This window comes from Mangrovibacter yixingensis, assembly GCF_020523985.1.
Taxonomy (GTDB): domain Bacteria; phylum Pseudomonadota; class Gammaproteobacteria; order Enterobacterales; family Enterobacteriaceae; genus Mangrovibacter; species Mangrovibacter yixingensis.
Window position 1 is genome coordinate 322,388 of record NZ_JAIVKM010000003.1, and the last position, 23,075, is coordinate 345,462.

Genomic DNA, 23,075 nt, shown 5'->3' on the forward strand with positions numbered 1-23,075 from the left:
GCTACTCGTACCGGCAGGCCAGTAGGAGTGTTTATTTAAATCAGGATGATTAACTTATGAACCAAACCAGCCTCGCAAAGCCCAGTGCTTTGTTCCTTGCTCTGTGCGCTATATTTGTCAATATCTTATGGGGAACCCCTTTCCCACTGGTCAAAGAAATGTACAGCCAAATGCACATTTCTGCGGACATTCTTGGCAATGACTATAACGGGCAGGTACTCACCACAATAAGTATCCGCTTCTTCCTCGCCGGCCTGATCACCTTGCTAATGGCAAAATTAATGGGGCAAAAGGTGTTCAAAGTAACCAGGAAGCAGTGGTATGAAGTGACTTCCATGGGTCTTGTCAGCACCACCGCAGCCTACCTGTTCTTCAATATTGGCCTGGTGAACACCACAACCATTAAATCCACGATTTTGGCGCAGTCTTCCATCTTTTTCTCCGTACTGCTGGCGCACTTTGCGTACAAAAATGACAAACTGAATAAACCGAAAGCGATAGGCTTAATTTTAGGCCTCACCGGTCTGCTGGCGGTTAACCTGATGAATACCGGCGCAGGTATTGGTGAGTTGCTGAACTTCTCCTGGCTGGGCGATGGCTTTATGGTGCTCTATGGCCTGGTCGCTGCACTGGGCATGATGCAGGCCAAACGTATTGGTTCATCGCTTAACTCCTTCGTAATGACTGGCTGGAACCTCACTATTGGCTCTGTCATTCTGTTCGTGATTGGCCTTACTATGGGCGGCAGCCTGAGTGCGATCACCTGGACACCAATGGCCACCATTCTGATGCTGATTCTGGCGTTAATTGCCAGCGTTGCGTTCGGCCTGTGGTACTGGATTGTTCAGCACGCCAAAATTGGTGAAATCTCTATCTACAAATTCTGCATGCCGTTATCGGGCAGTATCCTGTCTGTAATGATGGGCCAGGATAGCTTTACTCTTCCCCTGACTATTGGCCTGGTACTGGTATGCGCAGGGATTGTGATTGTGAATAAACCCCCGAAATTTATGCTGAGCAAAACGGAAAACAATGACCAGGCCGCTCTGGCAGCAGCAAAAATAAAAGAACCGTCTTAAGGAACAGAATATGGAAAAGAAGATTGGCTTTATCGGTAGCGGCAATATGGCGAATGCCATTATCTACGGCATTATTAACAGCAAAGTCGCCCCCGCTGGCAGTATTACTGTCTTTGACGTCGACACCACAAAAACGGCAGCACTTCATACAGAAGCGGGCGTTCAGGTGGCTGACAGTGCCGCTCAGGTTGTTGAAGGCTGCGATATCCTGTTCCTGGCGGTTAAACCGCATATCATCCCGGCAGTATTGAAAGAGATAGCGTCGTCTATCAGTGCTTCACAAATCGTGGTTTCTATTGCCGCAGGCGTTACTCTTGCACAACTGGCTGTTATGGCCGGGCATGATGTAAAACTGGTGCGGGTAATGCCGAATACCCCGGCGATGGTCAATGCGGGGATGAGTTCATTAACCCCGAACGCCCTGGTGCAGCCGGAAGAAATGCAAGATATCACGGCGATTTTCAATAGTTTTGGCCGTTCTGCCGTTGTTCCGGAAAGCCAAATCCATGCCGTAACAGGTATTAGTGGTTCTTCTCCCGCCTATGTATTTATGTTTATTGAAGCGCTGGCAGATGCCGGTGTTATGGGCGGTCTCCCCCGCGACCAGGCCTACCAGTTCGCAGCTCAAACCGTACTGGGTTCCGCCAAAATGGTACTGGAAACCGGCGAACACCCAGGCCGCCTGAAAGATATGGTGTGCTCACCTGGCGGTACCACCATTGAAGCGGTGAAAACGCTGGAATCACAGGGTTTTCGTGCCGCAGTAATGGATGCAGTAGTGAGTTGCATGGATAAATCCCGCAAACTGAGCGGGCAGTAACCCTGAATACACCGCCCGGCTAACGGGCGGTGTGAATCTGATGACAAACCTCATGTCCGCACAAAACGAGAGGATGTCACCCAATAAAAAACCTGGAAAATCAATTCATTGATTTTCGGCTGCTAACTAAAAAGAAGGAAAAACCACGCTTTTTCCTTCTTTTTCATCAATCTGACACCGCCCGGCTAACGGGCGGTGTTCTTCTTACCTCCACGCACCATTTCGGCACACACTTCGCCCCGCCATTGTGCACGCCCACAGCAATTTCCCCACATACAACACCGGGTTGTTTTCTTCTTCTGAACCCAAAAAACAGCCAGATTTCAAGCCACTGTACTTCTTTATGTGGATATTTTTTGTTCTGGCACGTTTCATGCAACTGTCATTTTGTTCAAGTAACTTTCCTAAAATGAATATCACTTTCAGAGAGCGAAATAATGAAACTGACGCGTTTTTCCTTTGCAGCATGTTGGGCCATGTTGGTGACTGCCAGCGCCTTTTCTACGACAGCACACAGCGCAGACTTACTGGAGCGGATTAAAGAAGCGAAGGTCATGACCATCGCGACTGAAGCCCGTTACGCCCCGTTTGAATACGTCGAGAACAACAAAATCGTTGGCTATGATGTTGATCTGATGAACCACATTCTGGCGAAGTCTTTGCCCGGTGTGAAAGTGGATCAGTTGGATCTTCCCTTCCAGGGGATCCTGCCCGGTCTTGATGCTAAAAAATTCGATTTCGTTATCACCGCCGTTACTGTGAATAAACAGCGTGTGGATCATTTTGCTTTTACCGCGCCCATTGCTGAATCCACCGTCGCGTTACTGAAACGTGCCAACGACAACAGCATCACCTCCCCTGACGACCTGAGCGGCAAAGTGGTGGGAACACAAACTGGATCCGGCCAGTTGCAGGTGCTGCAGGCTTTTGATCAGAAGCTAAAAGCCAGCGGTAAACCGGGAATCAAAGAAATTAAACAATATGTCGCCTTCGACGAAGCCTACGTTGACCTGGCCAATGGCCGCCTGGATGGGGTTGCCCAGTCGCTCTCCAACCTGGGGCCACTGATCAAAGCCCGTCCAGGTGTGTTCGCCACACTGCCTGAAATGCTGGGGCCGAAAACCTATTTTGGTTGGGTTGGGCGTAAAGATGCCGACAGCGCTTCACTGGTCAAACTGTTCCAGGACGGCATTATCGAAGCCAACAAAGACGGCACGATGAAAGCGCTGCAACAGAAATGGTTTGGTTTCACCATGAATGTTCCGGCTACACCTATGCCTGCACCGGCACTGTGAGTACTGAGTGATGTCTGTTTTTTTCACCCATTTCGCCAGCTGGCTACCCGCCTTATTACATGGCGCGCTGACCACCGCAGCACTCTGCCTGGTTGCCATGATTGCCGGCTTTCTGGTGGGAATTGGTGTCTGGAAAATGTCCGACAGCCCGGCGCGAGCCTGGCGTGGAGTGGCCCATGGATGGGTCAGTCTGTTTCGCGGTACGCCGGTACTGGCTCAGTTGTTATTGTGCTTTTACCTGCCTTCGCAACTGGGGCTGAATCTGCCGGTATTCCTGGCAGCCGCGATTGCCCTCACGCTCAACACAGCGGCCTACCAGTCACAAATTCTCAAAAGCGGGTTTGCCAGCATTTCGCCTGGGCAACTGGAAGCAGCGGCTATTTGTGGCCTCAGCCCCCGGCAAATTCTGTGGCGTATTCAAGTGCCACAAGTGTTACGCCTGACACTGCCTTCACTGTTATCTGAACTGATTGATGTGGTGAAGGCTTCTGCCGTGGTTTCTGTAATTGCACTGACTGACCTGATGCGTGTGGGCCAGCAACTGGCTTCATCCACTTACCAGCCATTACAGGTCTACCTGTCCGTCGCGCTGATTTATCTGGCGCTGACCAGCCTGCTGGCCCTGATTGGCCGCCAGGCAGAACGTTACTGGCAGAGGGAATCACGATGAGCGAACTGGCCAATTACCTGCCCGATTACCTGCAGGCTATGGGCACCACATTATGGATAAGCCTGTGTGCCGCTCTGCTGGGAATGGCACTGGGGTTTGCGTTTAACGGGCTATGCCCGCATAACCCGCTGGCCTACCGATTGTGGCGCGGATATGTGTGGATTATTCGCGGCACACCTTACCTGGCTCAGTTGGCGGTTATCTATTTTGGGCTGCCTTCTGTGGGCATTATGCTCAGCGCGGTGCAGGCCACAGTATTGTCGCTCACGCTCTACAGCGCCGCCTATTTTGGTGAAATTTTCCGGGCTGCGTGGCGCAGTATCCCACCCGGACAGCGCGAGGCAGCACTGGCTAATGCGATTTCCGGGGTGCGGTGCTTCTGGCATATCCAGGCTCCTCAGGCATTGCGTTTCGCGCTGCCATTACTGGGTAACCAGTTCATTTTAACCATTAAAGAAAGCGCGATTGCCTCGGTGATTACCGTACCGGAACTCACCATGACCACCAGCCAGATTGTCGCCAACACCTACACCTATGTACTGCCGTACGCCCTGCTGATTGCCAGCTACTGGTTACTGGCGCAAGGCGTCAGCCTTTGCGTGCGCGGCCTTGGCTATGCACTACGTACAGGAGATTAACGTGAGTAATGCATCCGTCCCTATTCTGGAAATGCGCCATGTTGGGAAAGCGTTCGCCGGGCAGCCTGTGCTGCGCGACATCAACCTGAGTGTTCATCCAGGCGAAATCGTCACCCTGATTGGCCCTTCAGGCTCCGGGAAAACCACTGCCCTGCGCTGCATGAACTTTCTGGAAGCTTACGACCAGGGCGAAGTGCTGATTAAAGGCCAGTTACTTGGCTATTCCGGTAACCAGCGCGGTAAAGCGCACACCGACAGCCCGGCACTGATTGCTGAGGTGCAACGCCCACTGGCCATGGTATTCCAGCAATTCAATCTGTGGCCGCATATGACTGTACTGGAGAATGTCGCCGCCCCTCTGGTGCTGGGTAAAAAAATGCCACGCCACGCAGCCAAACAAGCCGCGATGGCGGCTCTGGGCCGGGTTGGTATGGCGCAAAAAGCCAGCGACTGGCCAGTGCGGTTATCTGGTGGTCAACAACAGCGAGTGGGTATCGCCCGCGCCCTGGCACTTGAACCTGAACTGCTGCTTCTGGATGAGCCGACCTCAGCGCTGGATCCGGAACGTGTAGAAGAAGTGCTGGATGTTATCCGCAGCCTGGCTGAACAAGGTATGACGATGGTGATGGTAACCCACGAAATGGGGTTTGCCGCCCATATCTCCTCGCGCCTGGTATTTATGGCTGATGGCTACATTGTGGAAAGCGGCAGCCCGCGCCAGCTGTTTACTCAACCAGAAAGTGAGCGCTTACGCACTTTTCTGGCTCCACTGTTTCGCCGCCCTTTGCAACCTGAAGAACTGGAGTCGCTATGATTTCCTCCCCGAGCCTGAGTGCTGCCCAACACCTTGATACTGGATGGCTGGACAGCCTGTTGAAAAAGCTCTCACAATTTGGCGCACTGGAAAATGGTGGTGTGGACCGCCAGGCATTAAGCGATACCGAACTGGATGCCCGTGAGTGGCTGGTTGACGAAGCCCGCGCACTGGGCTGTGAAATTTACACAGATGATGCCGCAAACCTGTTTTTCCGCCGACCAGGCAGGCAAAACCTGCCACCCGTCACCACCGGAAGCCATATCGACACCCAACCCGGTGGCGGCAACTTTGATGGTTGCTATGGTGTACTGGCGGGCCTCGCCTGCCTGAAAGCACTGAATGACGCCGGTATCACCACCGAACGCCCGGTTGAAGTTGCCATCTGGACCAACGAAGAAGGCAGCCGTTTCGCCCCCGGCGCTATGGGTTCCAGTGCATTTACTGAACCAGACAGCCTGGCGGCATTTTTGGCAGTAGTTGGGGAAGATGGCGTAAGTTTTGCCGAAGCACTGGCGCTGCACCACCAGCGTTTTTCCACACTGGCCCGCCGACCAAACCGGGACATGGCCTGTTTTGTGGAGTTACATATTGAGCAGGGCCCGTTGCTGGAACACCTTGAGTTACCGCTGGCGGTGGTTTCAGGCATTCAAGGCGTTCGCTGGTACCAGGTGCAATGCCTGGGTGAATCTGCCCATGCTGGCACCACGCCCATGGCCTTGCGCCAGGATGCTATGCAGCTTGCCCGTTCTGTGGCCAGTACCATTGAAGCCAGCACACTCAACCCCGACGATGACGCACTGCGCCTGACATTTGGCCGCTGGCAGGTTACCCCAAACGCGGTCAATACCATTCCATCCCAGGCCAGTTTCACTCTGGATTTCCGCCACCCGGACCCGGCTGTACTGGCACAGTTTGATGCCCGCATGGCACAACTGGCCAGCGCCCAAGTTAGTGTGGCAGCGCTGTTATCCTGTGAACCCGTGGTGTTCGCGGCACAGATAAACCAGGTGCTGAACGCCACCGCCCAGGCACTCGATATTCCCTGCACCGGGCTGCTGTCCGGTGCATTCCATGACGCAATGCATCTGGCCGGGCACTGCCCCACCAGCATGCTGTTTGTTCCCAGCCACCGTGGCATCAGCCACAACCCGGCTGAATATACCGAACCTCGTGCGCTGCATACCGGAGCCCGTGCTCTGGCAGGCTCGCTTACCGAGCTTTCTAATACTATTTAAGGAGTTACCCAATGACTACCACTACCCAGTACCCAGAATCTTGTGCCAAAGATAATGGCGATGCACTTGGCATGAATGCCACTGCAACCTCCCCGATCTCTGTTGATGGCACGCCTGTGCCGGGCGAGTTATACACCATTCCTCCGCGCTGTGGGCGGGCTGTAAAACTGAAGAAAGGCCAGGTAATTAAAATTATCAACACCCCAGGTAGCCAGGTGTGCGATACCTGGTTCTTTAACAGCGATGACCTGAGCGAATTCGCTTCCATGGAACACACCCGCGCGTTTATCGACAAAATCATTCCCAAGCCGGGCGATGTGCTGGTAACCAACCAACGCCGCGCCATTGTGACACTGCTGACCGATACTTCACCGGGCGTACATGACACCATGATTGCCGCCTGTGACCTGTTCCGTTATTCCAACATGGGGATCACGGAATACCACGACAGTTGTGCAGATAACATGCGTATGGCGCTGAACGCCATTGGCCTGCGTGCCCGCGAAGTACCGCAGCCCCTGAACCTGTGGATGAACACGCCAGTTAACCCGGATTACACCATTTCCTGGCTGCCGACTGTTAGCGCACCGGGCGATTACGTGGAAATCCGTGCTGAACGCGACTGTGTGGCAGTCATGTCCGCCTGCCCGCAAGACATTGTGCCTATCAATGGCTGTTCACCGAAGGAAATCCAATTTACAGTAGCAGGATAATTTTTTTGTTTTGGCCTGCCTGGGCAGGCCCTATTCATTAACTGGCAACCTATTCGCCCATGAAAAAAAAGACAGACCTGAAATCAACCGGAACCCCTGCCAGCCTTGGCATGCGGTTACGCCATGCCCGCCTGGTCAGGGAAATGACGCTCAAGCAACTGGCAAGCCAGGTAAACTGCTCAGAAAGTTTTCTCTCCAAACTGGAAAATGACGCCGCTAACCCTTCACTCACCATGCTGCACCACCTGGCAAAAACCCTGGAGACCAGTGTTTCTGACCTGATGTCGGAAGACTGGGCGGGGGATTCCCCGGTGATGAAACCCGAACAACGCCACCGTAAACGCTTCCTGCAGCGTAATAAAAAGGGCGGCATAGAGCTTGAAAACCTCACCTGGCACCATAAAGGCGGATTACTGCAGGGTGATATTCATATCATTGAACCTGGTGTAAAAAGCGATGCTTTGATTGAGCACCAGGGCGAAGAAATGGGGTATGTGCTGGAAGGCGTATTAGAATTGCGTATTGGTGAAGAAACCTGGCAACTGGAAGCGGGTGATTCCTTCTATTTTCCGAGCCACCTGCCACATGGTTACAGTAACCCCGGGAAAAGCGTGACCAAAGTTCTGTGGGTAAATACGCCAGTAACATTCTGATGAGGGCTGGCTTACAGCCCCAACGTAATCACAGCTTATATTCACAACAGAACCCGACCGGCTGATATAATTATTCGCAAATAATCTTATTCAAATATACCGCAATAAGCGCAAACACCTGGCTATTTACCTGCCTGGTATTGGCCAACAAATGGACGCGCTGAATGAATCACACTCATTAGTTAATGCCAGCATGAACTGAATGTACGAATAAACACGCAACGCCGTTCATACATAGCGTAATCAATTTATTTCTGGTAAACAGCAGCATAAACAAGCCAGGCGCCAGTGTAAAAACCCGCCTGACCATGTATGCCAGTACACTCATCCAACCACTGCTTCACTAACCATACGGTGTGTAACCCAGTTAAATAATGCGCCCAAATCGCCACCATCTTCACTCTGTTCCAGGGTGTAAACCGGCCCAATTCCCATGGGACAGGCTGATTGCGCTAACAAAGCCAATTCAGGCAAATATTCCTCCCCAGGATGGCCCGGTTTGCGGTGTTCAAGGCGGCTTGAATATCTGGCCACAGCCAATTCCGGCGAAACGTGATTCCAAACCTCCAACACCTCATCTACCCGAGCCTGGTGCAAAAAAAACTGTAATTTTTCGCGGGACTGAAACCCAAACCAGGCATCAACAAGCCAGACACAATTCACCGGGGCCGACGCAATAACCGACCAGATAACCGAATAAGCCGCACACCCAAGCTGGCGGTTAAGTGGGCGGTCAATTGCCGGGAACTGCGCCATAAAGGGTTCTTTAATGTCATCAAGTGTGAGTGAAGGCAGGCCGAATTGCTGTGAAAGCGCCTGGGTGATGGTGCTTTTACCGGAAGCCGGAACACCATTAACCAAAATCACCGTTTTACGTTCAGCACTCATTAATTGTTTCATAGCAATGCTGTCACCTCCTCTTTGCTGCGCGCTGCCCGCAAGCTGGATAATCTGGCGTCGTTATCCAGTAAATCGACGATTGCGCGAATCCCTTCCTCAATATGCTTATTGCTATCCTGAGCGCCGAATAAAATAACAATGTCAGCAGCCTCACTGCCTGCAAAGCTGACCGGATGTTTAAGCAGAACCAGGCTAAAACAGGTGCGGGAAACACCGTTTTCCGGGCGAGCGTGAGGTATGGCGATACCTTCATCAAAAACATAATACGCGCCGTGTTCGAGCGTGTTTTTGATTACAGCTTCCCCATAGTTTTGTGAAATAAAACCTTTATTCACTAATGGGTTGGCTGCCTGGCGAATCACATCCTGCCAGTTATCAATTTCTACCCCAACCTGAATGGCATCGGCTTCTAACAGCAAATCTTTAATGGACATGCGCACTCCCTAAATATTATGGCGAATAATATTTCGCAGTTCATCAATTCGTGTAAACAACGTATCAACCTGAGACCGGTAAACAGGGCTGGCCGCATAGATACGTAGTGCACGGTTATATTCCAGCATTAACGCTTTCTGTGCTTCATTATTATTGGGCTGAGTTGCCAAACATTGCTCCAGTTGCGCTATTTGTTCCGACAATAACTGTGCCTGCTGATTATTATCTTCCTGGTCAACGGGCTTCTTTTGCCATAATGCTTTAAGCGAATTAAACATAGCTGACTCCAGCCCCGACGGGTGCCGGGGCACCAGGGTGAGTGATAAAAAATAAAGAACAGAGGGATATTTATTTAAACAGAGCCATCTTTTCCATTAATACCTGGGTAACCGCTTCGTTAGCCGGAATTAAAAATTTCCGCACGCTATCGTTCACCTTGCCCTTTTCAAAGGTGGTTTTACACTGACCCACCCACTGCACATTCATTTCTGTGCCCACATTCACTTTATTGATCCCTTCGGTAACCGCCAGGCGCATATCTTCATCGCTCACACCTGTCCCACCATGTAATACCAGTGGTGTACGCGTTGCTTCACTGATAGCTTTTAAACGTTCGTGGCGGATTTGCGCTTTACCGGTATACAAACCGTGCACTGTGCCAACAGAGACCGCCAACATATCGACCTGCGTTTCATTCACAAAACGCACGGCATCTTCCACGGTAGTAATGGTGATGTCTTCATCTGCCACGGCTTTGCCATCTTCCGAGCCACCAATGGCCCCCAATTCTCCTTCTACAGTGATATTTTTCGGGCGAGCCATTTCTACCACAATACGGGTATTGGCAATATTGTCATCAATATTAAGATGAGAGCCATCGTACATTACTGATGAAAAACCGGCATTCATTGCCGTTTCAATCGAAGTAATATCAGAGCAGTGATCCAGATGCAGGCAAGTTGGCACGTTTTCACTTTCCGCCAGGGAGCAAACAGAATCCACCAATAATTTATAACCCAAATACTGTGCTGTTCCGGTAGATATCTGAATCATTAATGGGCTATTACTTTTTTGCGCAGCCCGAAAATAAGCAGGTAACATTTCAATACAATGTAAGTTAAATGAACCAATGGCTTTAAATTTTCGCTCTTGAGCAATATGTAAAATATCTTTGAAATTAAGCAGGCTCATGACCTTTCTCCCCTTTAGGATTAACGGACTTACCATTTACAAACCAGGCAAGGGCGGCAACAAACACAATAAACAAGGCAACAAATAGCCAGTTATTTTGGAATGCATGCCCCAGTACCAGGCCAGAACTGATTACATCTGAGTCACTAAATGTGACGCCATTAAAACCGTAACTTTCCAGCATTGGCACCAAAATAGACGGCAGGAAAGTAATAAACAGACCATGGACAACACCGCCAATCATGGCACCACGCCGCCCACCGAGAGCATTGCCGAAAACACCCGCAGTGCCGCCAGCAAAAAAGTTTGTTAATAACCCAGGCAAAATCATTGCCATGCCGAACATGGGGAAAACCAGCATGCCGATAATAGAACCCACCGTTGTGGCTAAAAAGCCGACGATGACGGCATTTGGGGCATAAGGGAAAAGAACCGGGCAATCCAGTGCGGGCTTGGCATCCGGCACAATACGCATGGCGATCCCCCGGAATGCAGGCACCAATTCGTTAAGCAGTAAACGCACCCCGCTATAGAGGACAAACACCCCGGCGACAAACTGGATAGATTGCATAAACGCATACATCAGGTAGTTCATGCCACCAGAAAACTGAGCTATATAAGCAGGGCCTGCTGCCAGCGCCGGGATCAGGTACATTGGCACCATCACCACAGCCATCGACAAATAGGTATCTTGCAGGAACTTGAAATTATCTGGCAGGACAAGGTCTTCCGTGGAACGGGAACCCTTGCCAACAACTTTTGCCACCGCCGCCTGAACCAGGTAACCAATAGTACAAAAATGCCCAAGAGCAACGTCATCTGAACCGGTAATTCGCCGCACCACAGGTTGTGCCAGCGCGGGCATCAGCACAGCCATAATCCCACCGAAGACACCACCAGTAAGGATGAGGGGTAAACCTGTCAGGCCAGCTTTGTAGCCAATAACGGTGCCAATCGTTGCCATCCAGAGCAACGCCTGCCCGGTCAGGAAGATGTACTTAAAGGGTGAAAGGCGCGCCACCAGGATATTGACGGCAAATATCACCATCAGTGTTAAAGCAACCTCTGAACCCAGCTCGCGGTTTGCCAGCCCGGCAATGGCGGCTACATCGGTGATATACCCTTTCATGCCGAAGCCATGGGTAAAAATGTCGTTCAGGAAAGTCAGTGTGGCGACAATAATGTTGATGCCTGCCATCATTATCAGAAAGCCCAGCAATGTTTTAAATGTGCCTTCCGCTATCTTTCCGGGAGATTTCTTTTGCAGAATCAACCCCAGCATGGCAATAAATGCCACCAGGATAGAAGCCTGGCCAAGCAGGTCTTTCACAATAAATGAAATAATACTATTCATGATCAGCCACCATTAAATTTTGTGCTTTCATAAATGCGACTATTTTTGTTTCTATCTCCTCTTTATCCGTTAATTTATTAAGGATAATAACGCGTTTAGCTTCCTCTTCGTTGGCATCGGCCGTTAAAATATCCGCGAATGTTTTGGAGGTTAAAATAATATCGGATTTAAATGCTCCCGCTTCAGATACAGTGGTGTGCTCAATTTGAGCCGGGATCTCCAGTTTTTTAAGAACAGCTTTAGCGGTCATTTCAATGGCAAAGCTTGAGCCGAGGCCGCAGCCACATACGCAAAGTACTTTTAACATGTAGGGTCTCCTCAAAGGATATTGAGCTGCCTTGCAAGTTTATAATGATGCCCTTCAGTATCGACCAGGCGTTTCTGCATACTAATTAAATCGATGGGAATAGGTTTATTACTCGAATTAATAACAATGGCTTTATTACGCATTCCAGACTGAATACAACGAACAATCTCGCTTGCCATAATCGTTCCCTGATAAATCTCCTCACAAGTTGGGTCGCCACTACGTAAACCAAAACCGATAATGGTCTTACGGATACGCACGCCAATTTGTGGTTCCAACTGTTTTATCATGGTGTCTATCGCCCCCTGAAAACCGGGCGAATACTCACGTGTATAACCTTCCGAACAAAGGATAATCACGCTGTTTTGCTCGGCCAACTTATGCTGAATCCGGGATATTAGTTCAGCAACGGGCAGTTGTTTTTCCGGGATCAGTGCAATATCTGCATTGCTCTTGATAGCGGCCTGCAAAGTCAGTTCTCCACAGTAACCGCCAAGGACTTCAATCATAAATACTCGCCCAGGAAGTGCCCTTCCGGTATTACGTAATTTGGATACTTCCTGGCGAATTTGTTCACAAGCCGTTGAGAAACCAATGGTGTAATCACTGCCGAATACATCATTATCAATCGTCATACCCACACCAAAACAATTAACATCAAATTCACTAAGGGTATTCAGAAATTGTAAAGAACCATCGCCACCTGCCATGATTAATATATCAATATGCAGTGATTTTAGTTTTTTACTGATTTCACTGTATTCAGCACGCATTAACTTTCTTTGCGTCCTGCCGGATGTAATTATTGGCATAGATGAAATTGAGAAATCCACCAAATCACGCCATAAAATCTCATGGTGTTTTTTCTCCAGCAATCCAGGGATCCCGCCATTAAATAGCGTAATATCTGCCTTCGCCAGCCTGGCTATCTGGAAAATAAAATTATTTATCCCTGAAACATCTCCGCCACTTACGACAATACCGATTTTCATCATTTGCCCTTATTGCTTGCGACACCCACATTTTTCCCTGAGTGCAAGCCCTGTATTTGCAACGGAGATCTCAAAAACTGGATAAATGAATAACTGCAGGTCATTGACAAGGTGGTTTGTTAAAGTTTATTTGTGAATTAAATCACATTTAAAATTTAACAAACCCCAGGCGTCGGATATTTTTATTGCGGAAATACAGTGAGTTATTGAATAGCCGGAGAAAAAGAATTCAGTATTGGAAACTGCCGATAATAGCCAAAAGATGCGATGATAATTTTGTGAGCATTCCCGCATTTTTTCCCGTCTACAGGTGCCATTAAGGCACCTGTTTATTTTTGAGCGGGATAACCCCACATGGAAAATGCCAGATGTAATAGCGAAAACAGGCACCATAAACACCAACCTGGCAGCACCAAAAAAGTGATGCAAGTAATGTACTCAGCGCGTCAACAACCAGCGAGCGGTATGCTCATCGGTAACCAGGCCATTAATCCAGCCCCCTTTCAGCGCGGCTAAAATCGCCGGGCGTTTGTAATCGCCGCAGGCCACACCAATACGCGGGCAGGCATTTTTGCGAATATCATAACTGGTTATCAACTGGTTGATTTCGCTGTTAACGACATTACCGTCAACATCAATAAACCGCCCCAAAATTTCGCCCACTGAGCCACACGCGGTGAGTTCATCCAGTTGCTCCCGGTTAATGAACCCGTCTTTATAAATTGGGCTTTGCTCACCTAATGGCCCCACGCCAACAAAAATAACGTCAGACAAATTCGCTAACTCAGTCACGTTATTAAACAGGCGGCTTGAGCACCACATTGCGTGTTCATCATTGGTTTGTGCATAGCGCGGTGCTGGCCACTGAGAATATTTGGCTTCGAGTTTACGCGCTAACAGCAAGGGCACATCGTCGTAGTAATTGCACTGGCCGTTTTCATCCATGGCACTAATCAACGCAACACAGCGGGCGTTCTTGCAATTAAAATCGATGCGTTGAATGGTTTTTTTCAGGGTAAACCCTGAGCCAATACCAATAATTTTCGGTGTATCGGCCCGTAGAAAACGGGACATCACCTGGTAGCAGCCAAATGCCACGCTATCGAGAATACTGTCTTCACTGTAGACCGGCACAATATTGCATTCATGCAGTTGGTATTTTTCCTGCAACAACTGCGCATAATCAAGGCAGTTCGCCACCGGGTGGTGCAAACCAATTGAAACAATCCCCTCTTCTTTCGCCGCCGCAATCAGCCGCTGGACTACCGGCCTTGAAGTCCCTAACTGGGTAGCTATTTCACTCTGATTCTGCCCGGCAATGTAGTACATCCATGCCGCCCGCACTTTTTGGTCCAGCCTGGCATCATCTTCTTTGCTCATGTTTCCCTGCCTTATTCCTGCACCTGTGGGCATTTTACCCCCGGTAATAACCGCATTCTGGCGGGAAGATCATAGTGAGGCAAGTACTCTTGTAATAATTAAATGCACATTATTGGTCATTTGTATTTTTATTGGTCTTTTGCTCTTTTGTGATCTATAGCTCTATAATTGATCAAATGATTTCATAGAGTGTGCCCACACCTTAATGGAGAACAGAGCATGAACAATCAATTCACATGGCTTCATATCGGTTTGGGTTCTTTTCACCGTGCACATCAGGCCTGGTACCTGCACAGCCTGATTGCCGCAGGCGATAACCGCTGGCACATTGCCGCCGGTAACATCCGCCCTGATTCAGAAAACGTTCTTCAGGCACTGAAAGCGCAGAATGGCCGTTATGTCCTGGAAACCGTTAGCCCGGAAGGGGAAAGAAAATACGAAGAGATCACCTCTATTCAAAAGCTCATTCCCTGGCAAGAAAACCTCCAGCCACTGATTGACGAAGGGGCCAAGCCGGAAACCAAAGTGATCGCGTTTACTGTCACTGAAGGCGGGTACTACCTGAATACCCAGCACCAACTGGATGCCAGCAACCCGGATTTGGCTGCAGACCTGAAAGGCGCATGCAAGACGATTTACGGCACCATTACCCGCATTCTTGAAGCGCGTATGGCGAAACAGGCAGGCCCGTTAACCCTGCTGTGCTGCGATAACGTCCGGCATAATGGCGAGCGTTTTCATGGTGGGTTAGTCGAATTTTTACAACAGACGGGCAAGCAAGCGGTGATTGACTGGATGGCGGCGAATACCACCAGCCCGAACACCATGGTAGACCGTATTACACCACGCCCGGCACCAGACCTGCCGGCACGTATCAAAGAAAAAACCGGCATTGATGACAAAGCCCCGGTAATGGGTGAAACCTTTATTCAGTGGGTGGTGGAAGATAACTTCCGCGATGCACGGCCAGCGCTGGAAAACGTCGGGGTTGAACTGGTGTCTTCCGTTATTCCTTATGAAGAAGCCAAAATCCGCATTCTTAACTCATCCCACAGCTGCATTGCCTGGGCAGGTACGTTAATCGGCCAGCAATATATCCATGAAAGTACCCAGACCGATTTTATCTATGCCATTGCCAATCGTTATGTCACCGAAGATGTCATCCCTTGCCTTGGCGATAACGGCATTGACCTTGCCAGCTACCGCGATGTGGTGCTTAACCGCTTTACCAACCCGTATATTCAGGATACCAACCAGCGAGTTGCCGCAGACGGTTTCTCAAAAATCCCGGCGATGATCACGCCAACGCTGCTGGAATGCTACCAGCGTGGTGCCACCCCGGATGCCACCGCAATGCTGCCCGCCTTGTTCTTCGTGTTTATGGAGCAATGGCACAACGGCACGCTGCCCTATGAATACCAGGACGGCATTCTGGATGCCCCTGCCGTGCATGCCATGTTCAACGCGGCCGACCCCATTACTGTTTACGCCAGTAACAAAGCACTGTTTGGTGAACTGGCCTCACGCGCTGACTTCGCCGCGCTGCTACGCGCAAAAATTGCCGCTGTATACACACTGATTCAGTGAGGGCTAACTATGTACTTAGGCATTGATCTTGGCACATCCGAAGTGAAAGCACTGGTCATTGATGACAACTACCACGTTGTTGCCACCCACAGTGCGCCCCTGAGCATCCAGCGGCCGCACCCGCACTGGTCTGAACAATCCCCCCAGGCATGGTGGGAAGCCACAGACTATTTGATGGCAACACTGAAAGAGAAATGCGGCCAGCACTGGTCGGCCATTAAAGCGATCGGTCTTTCCGGGCAAATGCATGGTGCGGTGTTAATGGATAACCAGGGAGAAGTGATTCGGCCAGCCATTTTATGGAACGACACGCGCTGTGCACAGGAGTGCGCGGAGCTGGAAGAAATCGCGCCGGAACTGCACGCCATTGCCGGTAACCTGGCGATGCCGGGGTTTACCGCTCCCAAGCTGCTTTGGGTACGCCGCCATGAAAGCGACAACTTTAACCGCATCGCCACCGTGTTGCTGCCGAAAGATTACCTGCGCTTCAAAATGACAGGTAAGAAGGTCTCTGATATGTCTGACGCCGCAGGCACCCTGTGGCTGGATGTGGCAAAACGGGACTGGTCAGATAGCCTGCTGGAGAAATGTGGGTTATCGCGCAGCAATATGCCGGAACTGGTGGAAGGTTGCGCGGTCTCTGCAACGCTCAGCCCTGAAGTGGCAGAACACTGGGGGCTGAATGCTTCGGTGGTGGTCGCCGGTGGTGGTGGCGATAACGCGGTCAGCGCGATTGGTGTTGGCGCGGTCTCCCCGGGGGATGCATTTATCTCCCTGGGCACTTCCGGCGTTCTGTTTGTGGTAACCGACGCCTATCGCCCCGCGCCACAATCGGCGGTGCACGCCTTTTGCCATGTGCTGCCCAATTTATGGCACCAGATGAGCGTAATGCTGAGTGCAGCCAGTTGCCTGCAATGGTTTTGCCGCCTGACGGGCACCACTGAAACGGCACTGCTGGAAGAGATAGAACAGTTAAGCGATAGCGAAAAAGCCCATGCACCGCTGTTCCTGCCTTACCTTTCTGGCGAGCGCACCCCCCATAACGACCCGAACGCACGCGGCCTGTTCTGGGGGCTAACCCATGCCAGCCTGCGCGCGCAAATGGGCTATGCCGTTTTGGAAGGTGTTAGCTTCGGAATTGCCGATGGCCTGCGAGTGCTGCAAGAAAGCGGCACCGATATTACGCAATGCTCATTAGTTGGCGGCGGTGCCCGCAGCCCATTCTGGGCGCAACTGCTGGCAGACATTCTCGATATGCCCGTTGTCACCCACAAAGGTGGTGAAACAGGTGGGGCTCTGGGCGCTGCCCGGCTGGCCTGCCTTGCGGCAGGTAAACCTATGGCAGAGGTGTGCAGCAAACCTGAAATCTACAAAACCTGGCAAGCGAACCCTGAACGCCACCAGACACTGATGGAGCGCTATAAACAATTCGCTGCTCTGTACCAAAACGACATTACTTACCGTACTCATTAATTTTTATAACAAAACCCTCCGGCCCTGCGCCGGAGTGGTTCCACTGTACCCTGAATACGAGGTCATTATGTCTGTAACCAACAAGCAGTGGCTGGGATTGCCTCTGAACCTGATATGGGGTTATATCGCTATCGCCTTCTTCATGACGGGAGATGGCTTCGAACTGGCGTTTTTATCCCACTATATTAAAGAATTAGGCTTTTCACCGGCTGAAGCCTCTTTTGCTTTCACTCTCTATGGCCTTGCGGCTGCGCTTGCTGCATGGGTGTCTGGCGTGGTGGCTGAAATTATTACCCCACAAAAAACCATGCTGATTGGCTTTTTGATGTGGTGCGTGTTCCATGTTTTGTTCCTGACATTTGGCCTGGGGCATGCGAATTACGCCATGATTCTGTTGTTCTACGGTATTCGTGGTTTCGCTTATCCCCTGTTCCTGTATTCATTTATTGTTGCCATTATTCATAACGTGAAGAGCGACAGCGCCAGCTCGGCAATTGGCTGGTTCTGGGCCGTGTATTCCATTGGTATTGGTGTGTTTGGCAGTTATATTCCGAGCTTCACCATCCCACATATTGGCGAACTGGGAACATTGTGGCTGGCACTGGCATTTTGTATCACTGGCGGTGTTATCGCACAGATTTCCCTGCGCCATATTGCCACACCGCGCCATATGCAAAACCTCACCACGCGGGAAAAATTCAGTGAACTTACCCGTGCAGTCACGCTGATTTACAGTAACCGCAATATTATGCTGTCTTGCATAGTGCGGATTATCAATACCCTGTCGCTGTTTGGTTTTGCTGTGATCATGCCAATGATGTTTGTGGACCAACTCGGCTTTACTACGTCTGAATGGCTCCAGGTATGGGCCGTCTTTTTCTTTACCACCATTTTCTCCAATGTGTTCTGGGGCGTTGTGTCTGAAAAAATGGGTTGGATAAAAGTGGTGCGCTGGTTTGGTTGCATTGGTATGGCACTTTCCAGCCTGGCGTTTTATTACATTCCCCAGCATTTTGGCCATAACTTTGCCATGGCATTAATTCCGGCGATTGCACTGGGCATTTTTGTGGCGGCATTTGTTCCCATGGCAGCGGTATTCCCGGCACTGGAGCCGAACCACAAAGGTGCTGCCATTTCGGTTTATAACTTATCTGCCGGGACATCTAACTTCCTGGCCCCGGCCATCGCCGTGTTGCTGCTGCCCTACTTCAGTACCATTGGCGTGGTGATTGCCTACACCGTGCTGTATATCGTCGCGTTTTTCATCTGCCCATTCATTCACGTTGAACAGCCCGGATTTAGCACTAAACCGGAATGTGCGGCAGAGAGTGCGCAATTGTCGTAAACCACCGGGCTGGCGGGCAACCGCCAGCCTGCAAGAGAGGTAGAAATGAAGGTGAAAGCGGTTATTTTTGATATGGATGGTGTGATTATTGATTCTGAGCCGTTCTGGCAACAGGCGCAAATCACGGCACTTGCGGCACACAATGTTCAGGCTACGGTTGAACAATGTGAATCCCTGACTAAAGGCAAGCGACTGGATGAAATCGCCAGGGTGTGGTGCCAGCATTTCAACTTGCCCTTACAACCCAGGCAACTGGAACAGGCAATTTTGCACCATGTCACCACATCAATTACCGCAAACGGAAAGCCTTTGCCTGGCGTCGAGGCAACATTACGCGCCTTACAACAAAGAAACTGCCGTATCGCTTTAGCCACTTCATCTTCGCACCGGGTGATTGATGCCGTGTTCGATAAACTGCAACTGCGCCACTATTTTGAAATTGTGTCCAGCGCCGATAACGAACCCCGCGGCAAACCAGACCCGGCGGTTTACCTCTCTACCGCTCGCAAACTCGCACTGCCCGCCACAGACTGCCTGGTAGTGGAAGACAGCCTGAATGGCTTCCGGGCTGCGCAATCTGCTGGAATGGCGGTGTTTATGGTCTCACCTGATTGCCATAACCCCAATTTTCTGGAGGCGGACGGGCGCTATCTTTCATTGCCAGAGATGCTGGCAGCACTGCCTGAACCCGCGGCCCAACAGGTATAACGGCTGGTTTCTGAATACGTAAGCGCAAACATTCCGGGAGATAAACGGTCTGTTCTTTCCTTGTTTGCGCTTACTTTTTAGCAGCCATTAGTGGTCCAAAAAGACGTAATTTTCCCAACTCTTCATACGGATCAGGATTTTACGCATTAGTGATAACTCCTCGAAATGGCCCGAATACACCGCCACTTCCACCTGGGAACCCTGTGGCAAGTCATATTGCGCCAGCCGCGGGTCTGTTGCCCTGACTGTGACCAGAACACGCCCCTGGCCTTGTAAATCTGCGGTGGTTAGCAGGCGGCCCTGCCCCTGGAACTGGCCTTCACCCATCGCGGGCAATACGCCAAGCACTTCCCCATGGAACACTGTGCCCGGTATTGAAGGGAACAGCAGCTCTGCTTCGTAACCGGGTTTGATGCGCTGAATGGAGTTCTGGCGGAAAGCGGCAACATACGTGGGTAATTCCCCCGGTTCTTTAGGCACAAATGTCATTACTGGGGCCATACCAAGGGAAGTGGACATCGTACCGGGGCGCAAACCTACCATGGTGACATAGCCATCGGAAGGCGCACGCACCACCGTACTTTCCAGGTTAAATTCTGCGTTACGCAACTGCGCCATCAGTGAGGCGACTTTCGAGTTTTCGCCATCTACCACTGAATTGAGTGAGTTTTTTGCCTGCTGTACTGCGGCCTGCTCTGCAGCCACTGTTGCCTCTGCCGCTTTCCAGGTTTGCAGGCGGGTATCGACTTCCTGATCTGAGAATGCGCCTTTTTTGTGGCCCTGAGCATAACGGGCATATTCGCGTTTTGCCTGGTCACGGTCGGCAATCGCTTTATTTAAATCGGCTTTTGCCTGGTTCAGGCCGGAATCCAGCGAAAGGGCATTCTGGCTGGCGTCTTTAATTTGTGCCCGGAGATCGTCCACCCGGTTCTGGAAGGGGACCGGGTCAATACGAAACAGCACATCACCTTTATGCAGCATCACATTCGGCGTTACCGGCACATCGGTTACCCGACCACGCACCTGAGAAACAATGGGAATAGTGCGATAGGCTTCTTTGCCAATATCGCTGAAGGGGTAGTTGTAATTCATAATAAGCACAACCAGGCCAAGGAAAATACCACCGCCTAATACTGCCGTGGGCACTGTCCATTTATTTAGCGGTATGCGAAAAATCTTGAACACCGCAACACAAAGTGCGGCATAAGAAAGCAGTAACAATGTTTCCATTATTTTTCCTCCTGTGAACTGGCCGGTACTTCTTGCACCACGGGTACTACTTCGGGCACTGGCTCAGGAGTTTTTTTTAACTGGGTAATCTCTTGCTGAAGCTGCTCTATTTGGGTGGTAAGCACACTGAGGTGGTGCTGGATATCATGCTGTTCTTGCTCAATTTTTTGAATACCCCAACCTCTGTCTTCGCGCCACAAGGTGGCCCAAATCCACAGAAACGGCCATAACACATGCAAGGTAAACAGGCTCACCCAGCCTGCATAGTGAATCGCATCCTGATGGGGATGATTTCGCTTTTTAGCTATTTCATAAGGAATATCGTGGATAGCAATGATCCCGTAAAACAAAATCAAGAACACCACCACCAGCATTACCAATGCAACATAGTCCAGCGTCATGAGTTTTGCTCCCAGCAAACAATAGCCTTGGCTGGTTATTACCAGAACAAAGCATTTTCAATTATTTTTCAAAATATTATCTACCAGCCCGGTTATTCAGGTTGTGTAATTATTCGCCAGGTGGCAACAACCTGATTAATTTGAGCTTATGCAGGGAAATGGGGTTACGCCAGTTCAAATGAGATATTTCTCAACAACCAATAAAAAATGGCAGAAAGGTGGGATAACACAAGAAAAAAGCGAGGAAAGAAACCGGTTACTTTGCTTCTTTTGTATTGCAGGTGGTATTGCCTTCCTCTTCCTGAACAGCCTTTTCACCGGGTTGCATCTGGATAACGGGTATTTTACGAAATGGTGCACCGCGCAATGTTTTGCGCTCTGCTCTTTTGCGATCACGCAGATACAAAAAATCACAAACTCTGGAGGAAACATCAACTAACAGACTGATAACATTCCACATTTACCGCTCTCCTTTATCCCGAGCCAGCGAATTCAAACACAGCTAATAATAAATTGGCACAGCGACAGAATGCCCCCCACCAAAAATAGTAGGTCTATAGCCAGAATCATGGCGTAAATGGCCCGTTATGTTGCCCATTGTTGGTAAGCAAAAATCGTTATAATGTGTAAGGATCTCCCTAAGGGAAATGCTTCCCTGAAGTGCTGTCACGATATGCGAAGTCAGCGACGAAAATACGCCGCAAACTGAACTAATCTTCCTGATGGAGGACTGCACGTTTTACATACAGCCCGGCTATAAGGAACATCATCATGGCGACACGTAATTACCGGCTGAATAATGACAAACCCCAGGAGCAAACCGGCACCCTGGATGGGCAGTCGCACAGAGCAGCGCGTGCGCTGGATTCCTGGCGTTTGAAATTTGACAATATTGCGTTAAGCAAATGCGGGGGGATGTCTCTGGAAAGTGCCCGCCAGCATGCTGCGGAAGTTTTCCCCATGCTCAAATTACGCTGGCACAGCCACAATGATGACCACGTGGATTGCAACGACATTCTCTCCCAACTCCATAGCCGGGCAGATATTGTGCAGTTGATTATTATGTCTATCAATGTGGCGCAACACGCCATTATGACGCACGGTTTATTTTCCAGTGAAGCAGAAGCCCGCCTGTATTTAATGGGCCGGATCATGGACCATTACCGGGTACCCCACCGTTTATAGCCCAAACAGAGGTGGCCCACACATTTATGATGTTAAACCACCTCAGCACGATTACTGCACCGGGATCACAATATTTACCCCGCACCATTTCCATATAAAAAACAGGTGTTAGTATTCGCCCGTTTATTCCTACCCAATCTCACCGAGGCTTTGATGCTGGAGAATGTAATCATCAGATAATCAGCTTGTTGGCTTTACCGCCACACTGGTTATCGCTGCGCTAAAACCTTACGCAAACACCTGCGGGTGTTGGCATGTTTTTGCACATGATGATTAACAGGTTTCAGTATGAATTTATCCCGTCAGGAACAACGGACTTTACACGTGCTCGCAAAAGGCGGGCGCATTGTGCATACCCGTAATACCTCTGGCCGTGTTACCGCAGTTGAATGTTACAGCCGGGAAGGGTTGTTGCTGAGCGACTGCACACTCACTGTTTTCAAAAAACTCAAAACCAAAAAATTAATTAAGTCCGTAAACGGGCAGCCCTACCGAATTAACACCACCGGGCTGAATAACGTTCGCGCCCAACCGGACAACCGCTAAGGAGAGCACTATGGATATTCCACATATTTTCACGATTAGCGAATCCGCTCACCGGATCCATAACCCCTTTACCCCGGAGAAATATGCCCCCCTGGCCAGGCGTTATGCCTGAAACCCCACT

General features: G+C 50.3%; 26 protein-coding genes and 1 pseudogene. 16 read left to right on the forward strand and 11 right to left on the reverse strand.

The window, feature by feature from the left end; translation table 11 throughout:
- Window positions 1-56 precede the first annotated feature (56 nt).
- The 9 genes from LC084_RS15355 (at window position 57) to LC084_RS15395 (ending at window position 7,920) form a co-directional block, all read left to right on the forward strand.
- A complete protein-coding gene (locus tag LC084_RS15355; RefSeq protein WP_226572058.1) occupies window positions 57-1,079 on the forward strand; it encodes a DMT family transporter in 1,023 nt (340 codons plus the stop codon).
- 10 nt (window positions 1,080-1,089) lie between these two features.
- Window positions 1,090-1,899, forward strand: coding sequence for a pyrroline-5-carboxylate reductase (gene proC, locus LC084_RS15360; RefSeq protein ID WP_226572059.1), 810 nt, complete (start codon window positions 1,090-1,092; stop codon window positions 1,897-1,899).
- Between the two features lie 437 nt (window positions 1,900-2,336).
- A complete protein-coding gene (locus LC084_RS15365) occupies window positions 2,337-3,194 on the forward strand; it encodes a transporter substrate-binding domain-containing protein (protein ID WP_226572060.1) in 858 nt (285 codons plus the stop codon).
- A gap of 10 nt (window positions 3,195-3,204) precedes the next feature.
- The gene (locus LC084_RS15370; RefSeq protein WP_226572061.1) at window positions 3,205-3,864 is read left to right on the forward strand and encodes an amino acid ABC transporter permease; all 660 of its coding nucleotides are present in this window, start codon (window positions 3,205-3,207) and stop codon (window positions 3,862-3,864) included.
- Window positions 3,861-4,502 (forward strand): amino acid ABC transporter permease, encoded by a 642-nt coding sequence (locus tag LC084_RS15375; RefSeq protein WP_226572062.1) that lies wholly within the window; start codon window positions 3,861-3,863, stop codon window positions 4,500-4,502. The genes LC084_RS15370 and LC084_RS15375 overlap by 4 nt, the downstream gene beginning before the upstream one ends.
- A 31-nt stretch (window positions 4,503-4,533) precedes the next feature.
- A complete protein-coding gene (locus LC084_RS15380) occupies window positions 4,534-5,316 on the forward strand; it encodes an amino acid ABC transporter ATP-binding protein (RefSeq protein WP_226572127.1) in 783 nt (260 codons plus the stop codon).
- Window positions 5,313-6,554, forward strand: a complete 1,242-nt coding sequence (locus tag LC084_RS15385; RefSeq protein ID WP_226572063.1) for a M20 family metallo-hydrolase — start codon at window positions 5,313-5,315, stop codon at window positions 6,552-6,554. Before LC084_RS15380 ends, LC084_RS15385 begins: the two co-directional genes overlap by 4 nt.
- 11 nt (window positions 6,555-6,565) lie before the next feature.
- Window positions 6,566-7,267, forward strand: a complete 702-nt coding sequence (locus LC084_RS15390) for a DUF1989 domain-containing protein (protein ID WP_226572064.1) — start codon at window positions 6,566-6,568, stop codon at window positions 7,265-7,267.
- Between the two features lie 59 nt (window positions 7,268-7,326).
- Complete coding sequence (locus LC084_RS15395; RefSeq protein WP_226572065.1) at window positions 7,327-7,920, forward strand: cupin domain-containing protein; 594 nt, start codon at window positions 7,327-7,329, stop codon at window positions 7,918-7,920.
- Between the two features lie 324 nt (window positions 7,921-8,244).
- On the opposite strand, the gene LC084_RS15400 is transcribed toward LC084_RS15395, so the two are convergent.
- The 8 genes from LC084_RS15400 to LC084_RS15435 all read right to left on the reverse strand — a co-directional run bounded on the left by LC084_RS15400 (window position 8,245) and on the right by LC084_RS15435 (window position 14,479).
- Window positions 8,245-8,820, reverse strand: a complete 576-nt coding sequence (locus LC084_RS15400) for an AAA family ATPase (protein ID WP_226572066.1) — start codon at window positions 8,818-8,820, stop codon at window positions 8,245-8,247.
- On the reverse strand, window positions 8,817-9,254 hold the full coding sequence (locus LC084_RS15405; protein WP_226572067.1) for a PTS sugar transporter subunit IIA: 438 nt from the start codon (window positions 9,252-9,254) through the stop codon (window positions 8,817-8,819). The genes LC084_RS15400 and LC084_RS15405 overlap by 4 nt, the downstream gene beginning before the upstream one ends.
- Before the next feature lie 9 nt (window positions 9,255-9,263).
- Entirely contained in the window at window positions 9,264-9,533 is a 270-nt protein-coding gene (locus LC084_RS15410) for a hypothetical protein (protein ID WP_226572068.1), read from the reverse strand.
- Window positions 9,534-9,603: 70 nt separating this feature from the next.
- On the reverse strand, window positions 9,604-10,446 hold the full coding sequence (locus LC084_RS15415) for a class II fructose-bisphosphate aldolase (protein WP_226572069.1): 843 nt from the start codon (window positions 10,444-10,446) through the stop codon (window positions 9,604-9,606).
- Window positions 10,433-11,800, reverse strand: coding sequence for a PTS sugar transporter subunit IIC (locus tag LC084_RS15420; RefSeq protein WP_226572070.1), 1,368 nt, complete (start codon window positions 11,798-11,800; stop codon window positions 10,433-10,435). Before LC084_RS15420 ends, LC084_RS15415 begins: the two co-directional genes overlap by 14 nt.
- Window positions 11,793-12,107: a PTS sugar transporter subunit IIB gene (locus LC084_RS15425; protein WP_226572071.1), complete on the reverse strand. Its 315-nt coding sequence runs from the start codon at window positions 12,105-12,107 to the stop codon at window positions 11,793-11,795. Before LC084_RS15425 ends, LC084_RS15420 begins: the two co-directional genes overlap by 8 nt.
- An 11-nt stretch (window positions 12,108-12,118) precedes the next feature.
- Window positions 12,119-13,099, reverse strand: coding sequence for a 6-phosphofructokinase (locus LC084_RS15430; RefSeq protein ID WP_226572128.1), 981 nt, complete (start codon window positions 13,097-13,099; stop codon window positions 12,119-12,121).
- Window positions 13,100-13,537: 438 nt separating this feature from the next.
- Window positions 13,538-14,479, reverse strand: coding sequence for a sugar-binding transcriptional regulator (locus LC084_RS15435; RefSeq protein ID WP_226572072.1), 942 nt, complete (start codon window positions 14,477-14,479; stop codon window positions 13,538-13,540).
- A 219-nt stretch (window positions 14,480-14,698) separates the two neighbouring features.
- Here LC084_RS15435 and dalD point away from each other — a divergent pair, with 219 nt between their 5' ends.
- The 4 genes from dalD to LC084_RS15455 all read left to right on the forward strand — a co-directional run bounded on the left by dalD (window position 14,699) and on the right by LC084_RS15455 (window position 19,592).
- Window positions 14,699-16,066, forward strand: a complete 1,368-nt coding sequence (gene dalD / locus LC084_RS15440; protein ID WP_226572073.1) for a D-arabinitol 4-dehydrogenase — start codon at window positions 14,699-14,701, stop codon at window positions 16,064-16,066.
- Between the two features lie 9 nt (window positions 16,067-16,075).
- Window positions 16,076-17,539 carry a xylulokinase gene (gene xylB, locus LC084_RS15445; protein WP_226572074.1) on the forward strand — a complete coding sequence of 488 codons (1,464 nt, stop codon included), beginning with the start codon at window positions 16,076-16,078 and terminating at the stop codon, window positions 17,537-17,539.
- 67 nt (window positions 17,540-17,606) lie between these two features.
- The gene (locus LC084_RS15450; RefSeq protein ID WP_226572075.1) at window positions 17,607-18,884 is read left to right on the forward strand and encodes an RbtT/DalT/CsbX family MFS transporter; all 1,278 of its coding nucleotides are present in this window, start codon (window positions 17,607-17,609) and stop codon (window positions 18,882-18,884) included.
- Window positions 18,885-18,929: 45 nt separating this feature from the next.
- The gene (locus tag LC084_RS15455; protein WP_226572076.1) at window positions 18,930-19,592 is read left to right on the forward strand and encodes an HAD family hydrolase; all 663 of its coding nucleotides are present in this window, start codon (window positions 18,930-18,932) and stop codon (window positions 19,590-19,592) included.
- An 87-nt stretch (window positions 19,593-19,679) separates the two neighbouring features.
- On the opposite strand, the gene LC084_RS15460 is transcribed toward LC084_RS15455, so the two are convergent.
- From LC084_RS15460 to LC084_RS15470, 3 genes are all read right to left on the reverse strand, one after another.
- Window positions 19,680-20,822 (reverse strand): HlyD family secretion protein, encoded by a 1,143-nt coding sequence (locus tag LC084_RS15460; protein WP_226572077.1) that lies wholly within the window; start codon window positions 20,820-20,822, stop codon window positions 19,680-19,682.
- On the reverse strand, window positions 20,822-21,223 hold the full coding sequence (locus tag LC084_RS15465; protein WP_226572078.1) for a DUF3302 domain-containing protein: 402 nt from the start codon (window positions 21,221-21,223) through the stop codon (window positions 20,822-20,824). The genes LC084_RS15460 and LC084_RS15465 overlap by 1 nt, the downstream gene beginning before the upstream one ends.
- Before the next feature lie 256 nt (window positions 21,224-21,479).
- Window positions 21,480-21,683, reverse strand: coding sequence for a hypothetical protein (locus LC084_RS15470; protein ID WP_226572079.1), 204 nt, complete (start codon window positions 21,681-21,683; stop codon window positions 21,480-21,482).
- Window positions 21,684-21,994: 311 nt separating this feature from the next.
- Between LC084_RS15470 and LC084_RS15475 the strand changes: the two genes are divergently transcribed.
- The 3 genes and pseudogenes from LC084_RS15475 to LC084_RS15485 form a co-directional block, all read left to right on the forward strand.
- Window positions 21,995-22,408, forward strand: a complete 414-nt coding sequence (locus tag LC084_RS15475; RefSeq protein WP_226572080.1) for a hypothetical protein — start codon at window positions 21,995-21,997, stop codon at window positions 22,406-22,408.
- A gap of 288 nt (window positions 22,409-22,696) precedes the next feature.
- Window positions 22,697-22,954, forward strand: a complete 258-nt coding sequence (locus LC084_RS15480; RefSeq protein ID WP_226572081.1) for a YjhX family toxin — start codon at window positions 22,697-22,699, stop codon at window positions 22,952-22,954.
- Between the two features lie 10 nt (window positions 22,955-22,964).
- A pseudogene (locus LC084_RS15485) lies at window positions 22,965-23,054 on the forward strand (SAM-dependent methyltransferase); the annotation flags it as partial.
- Window positions 23,055-23,075: the final 21 nt, after the last annotated feature.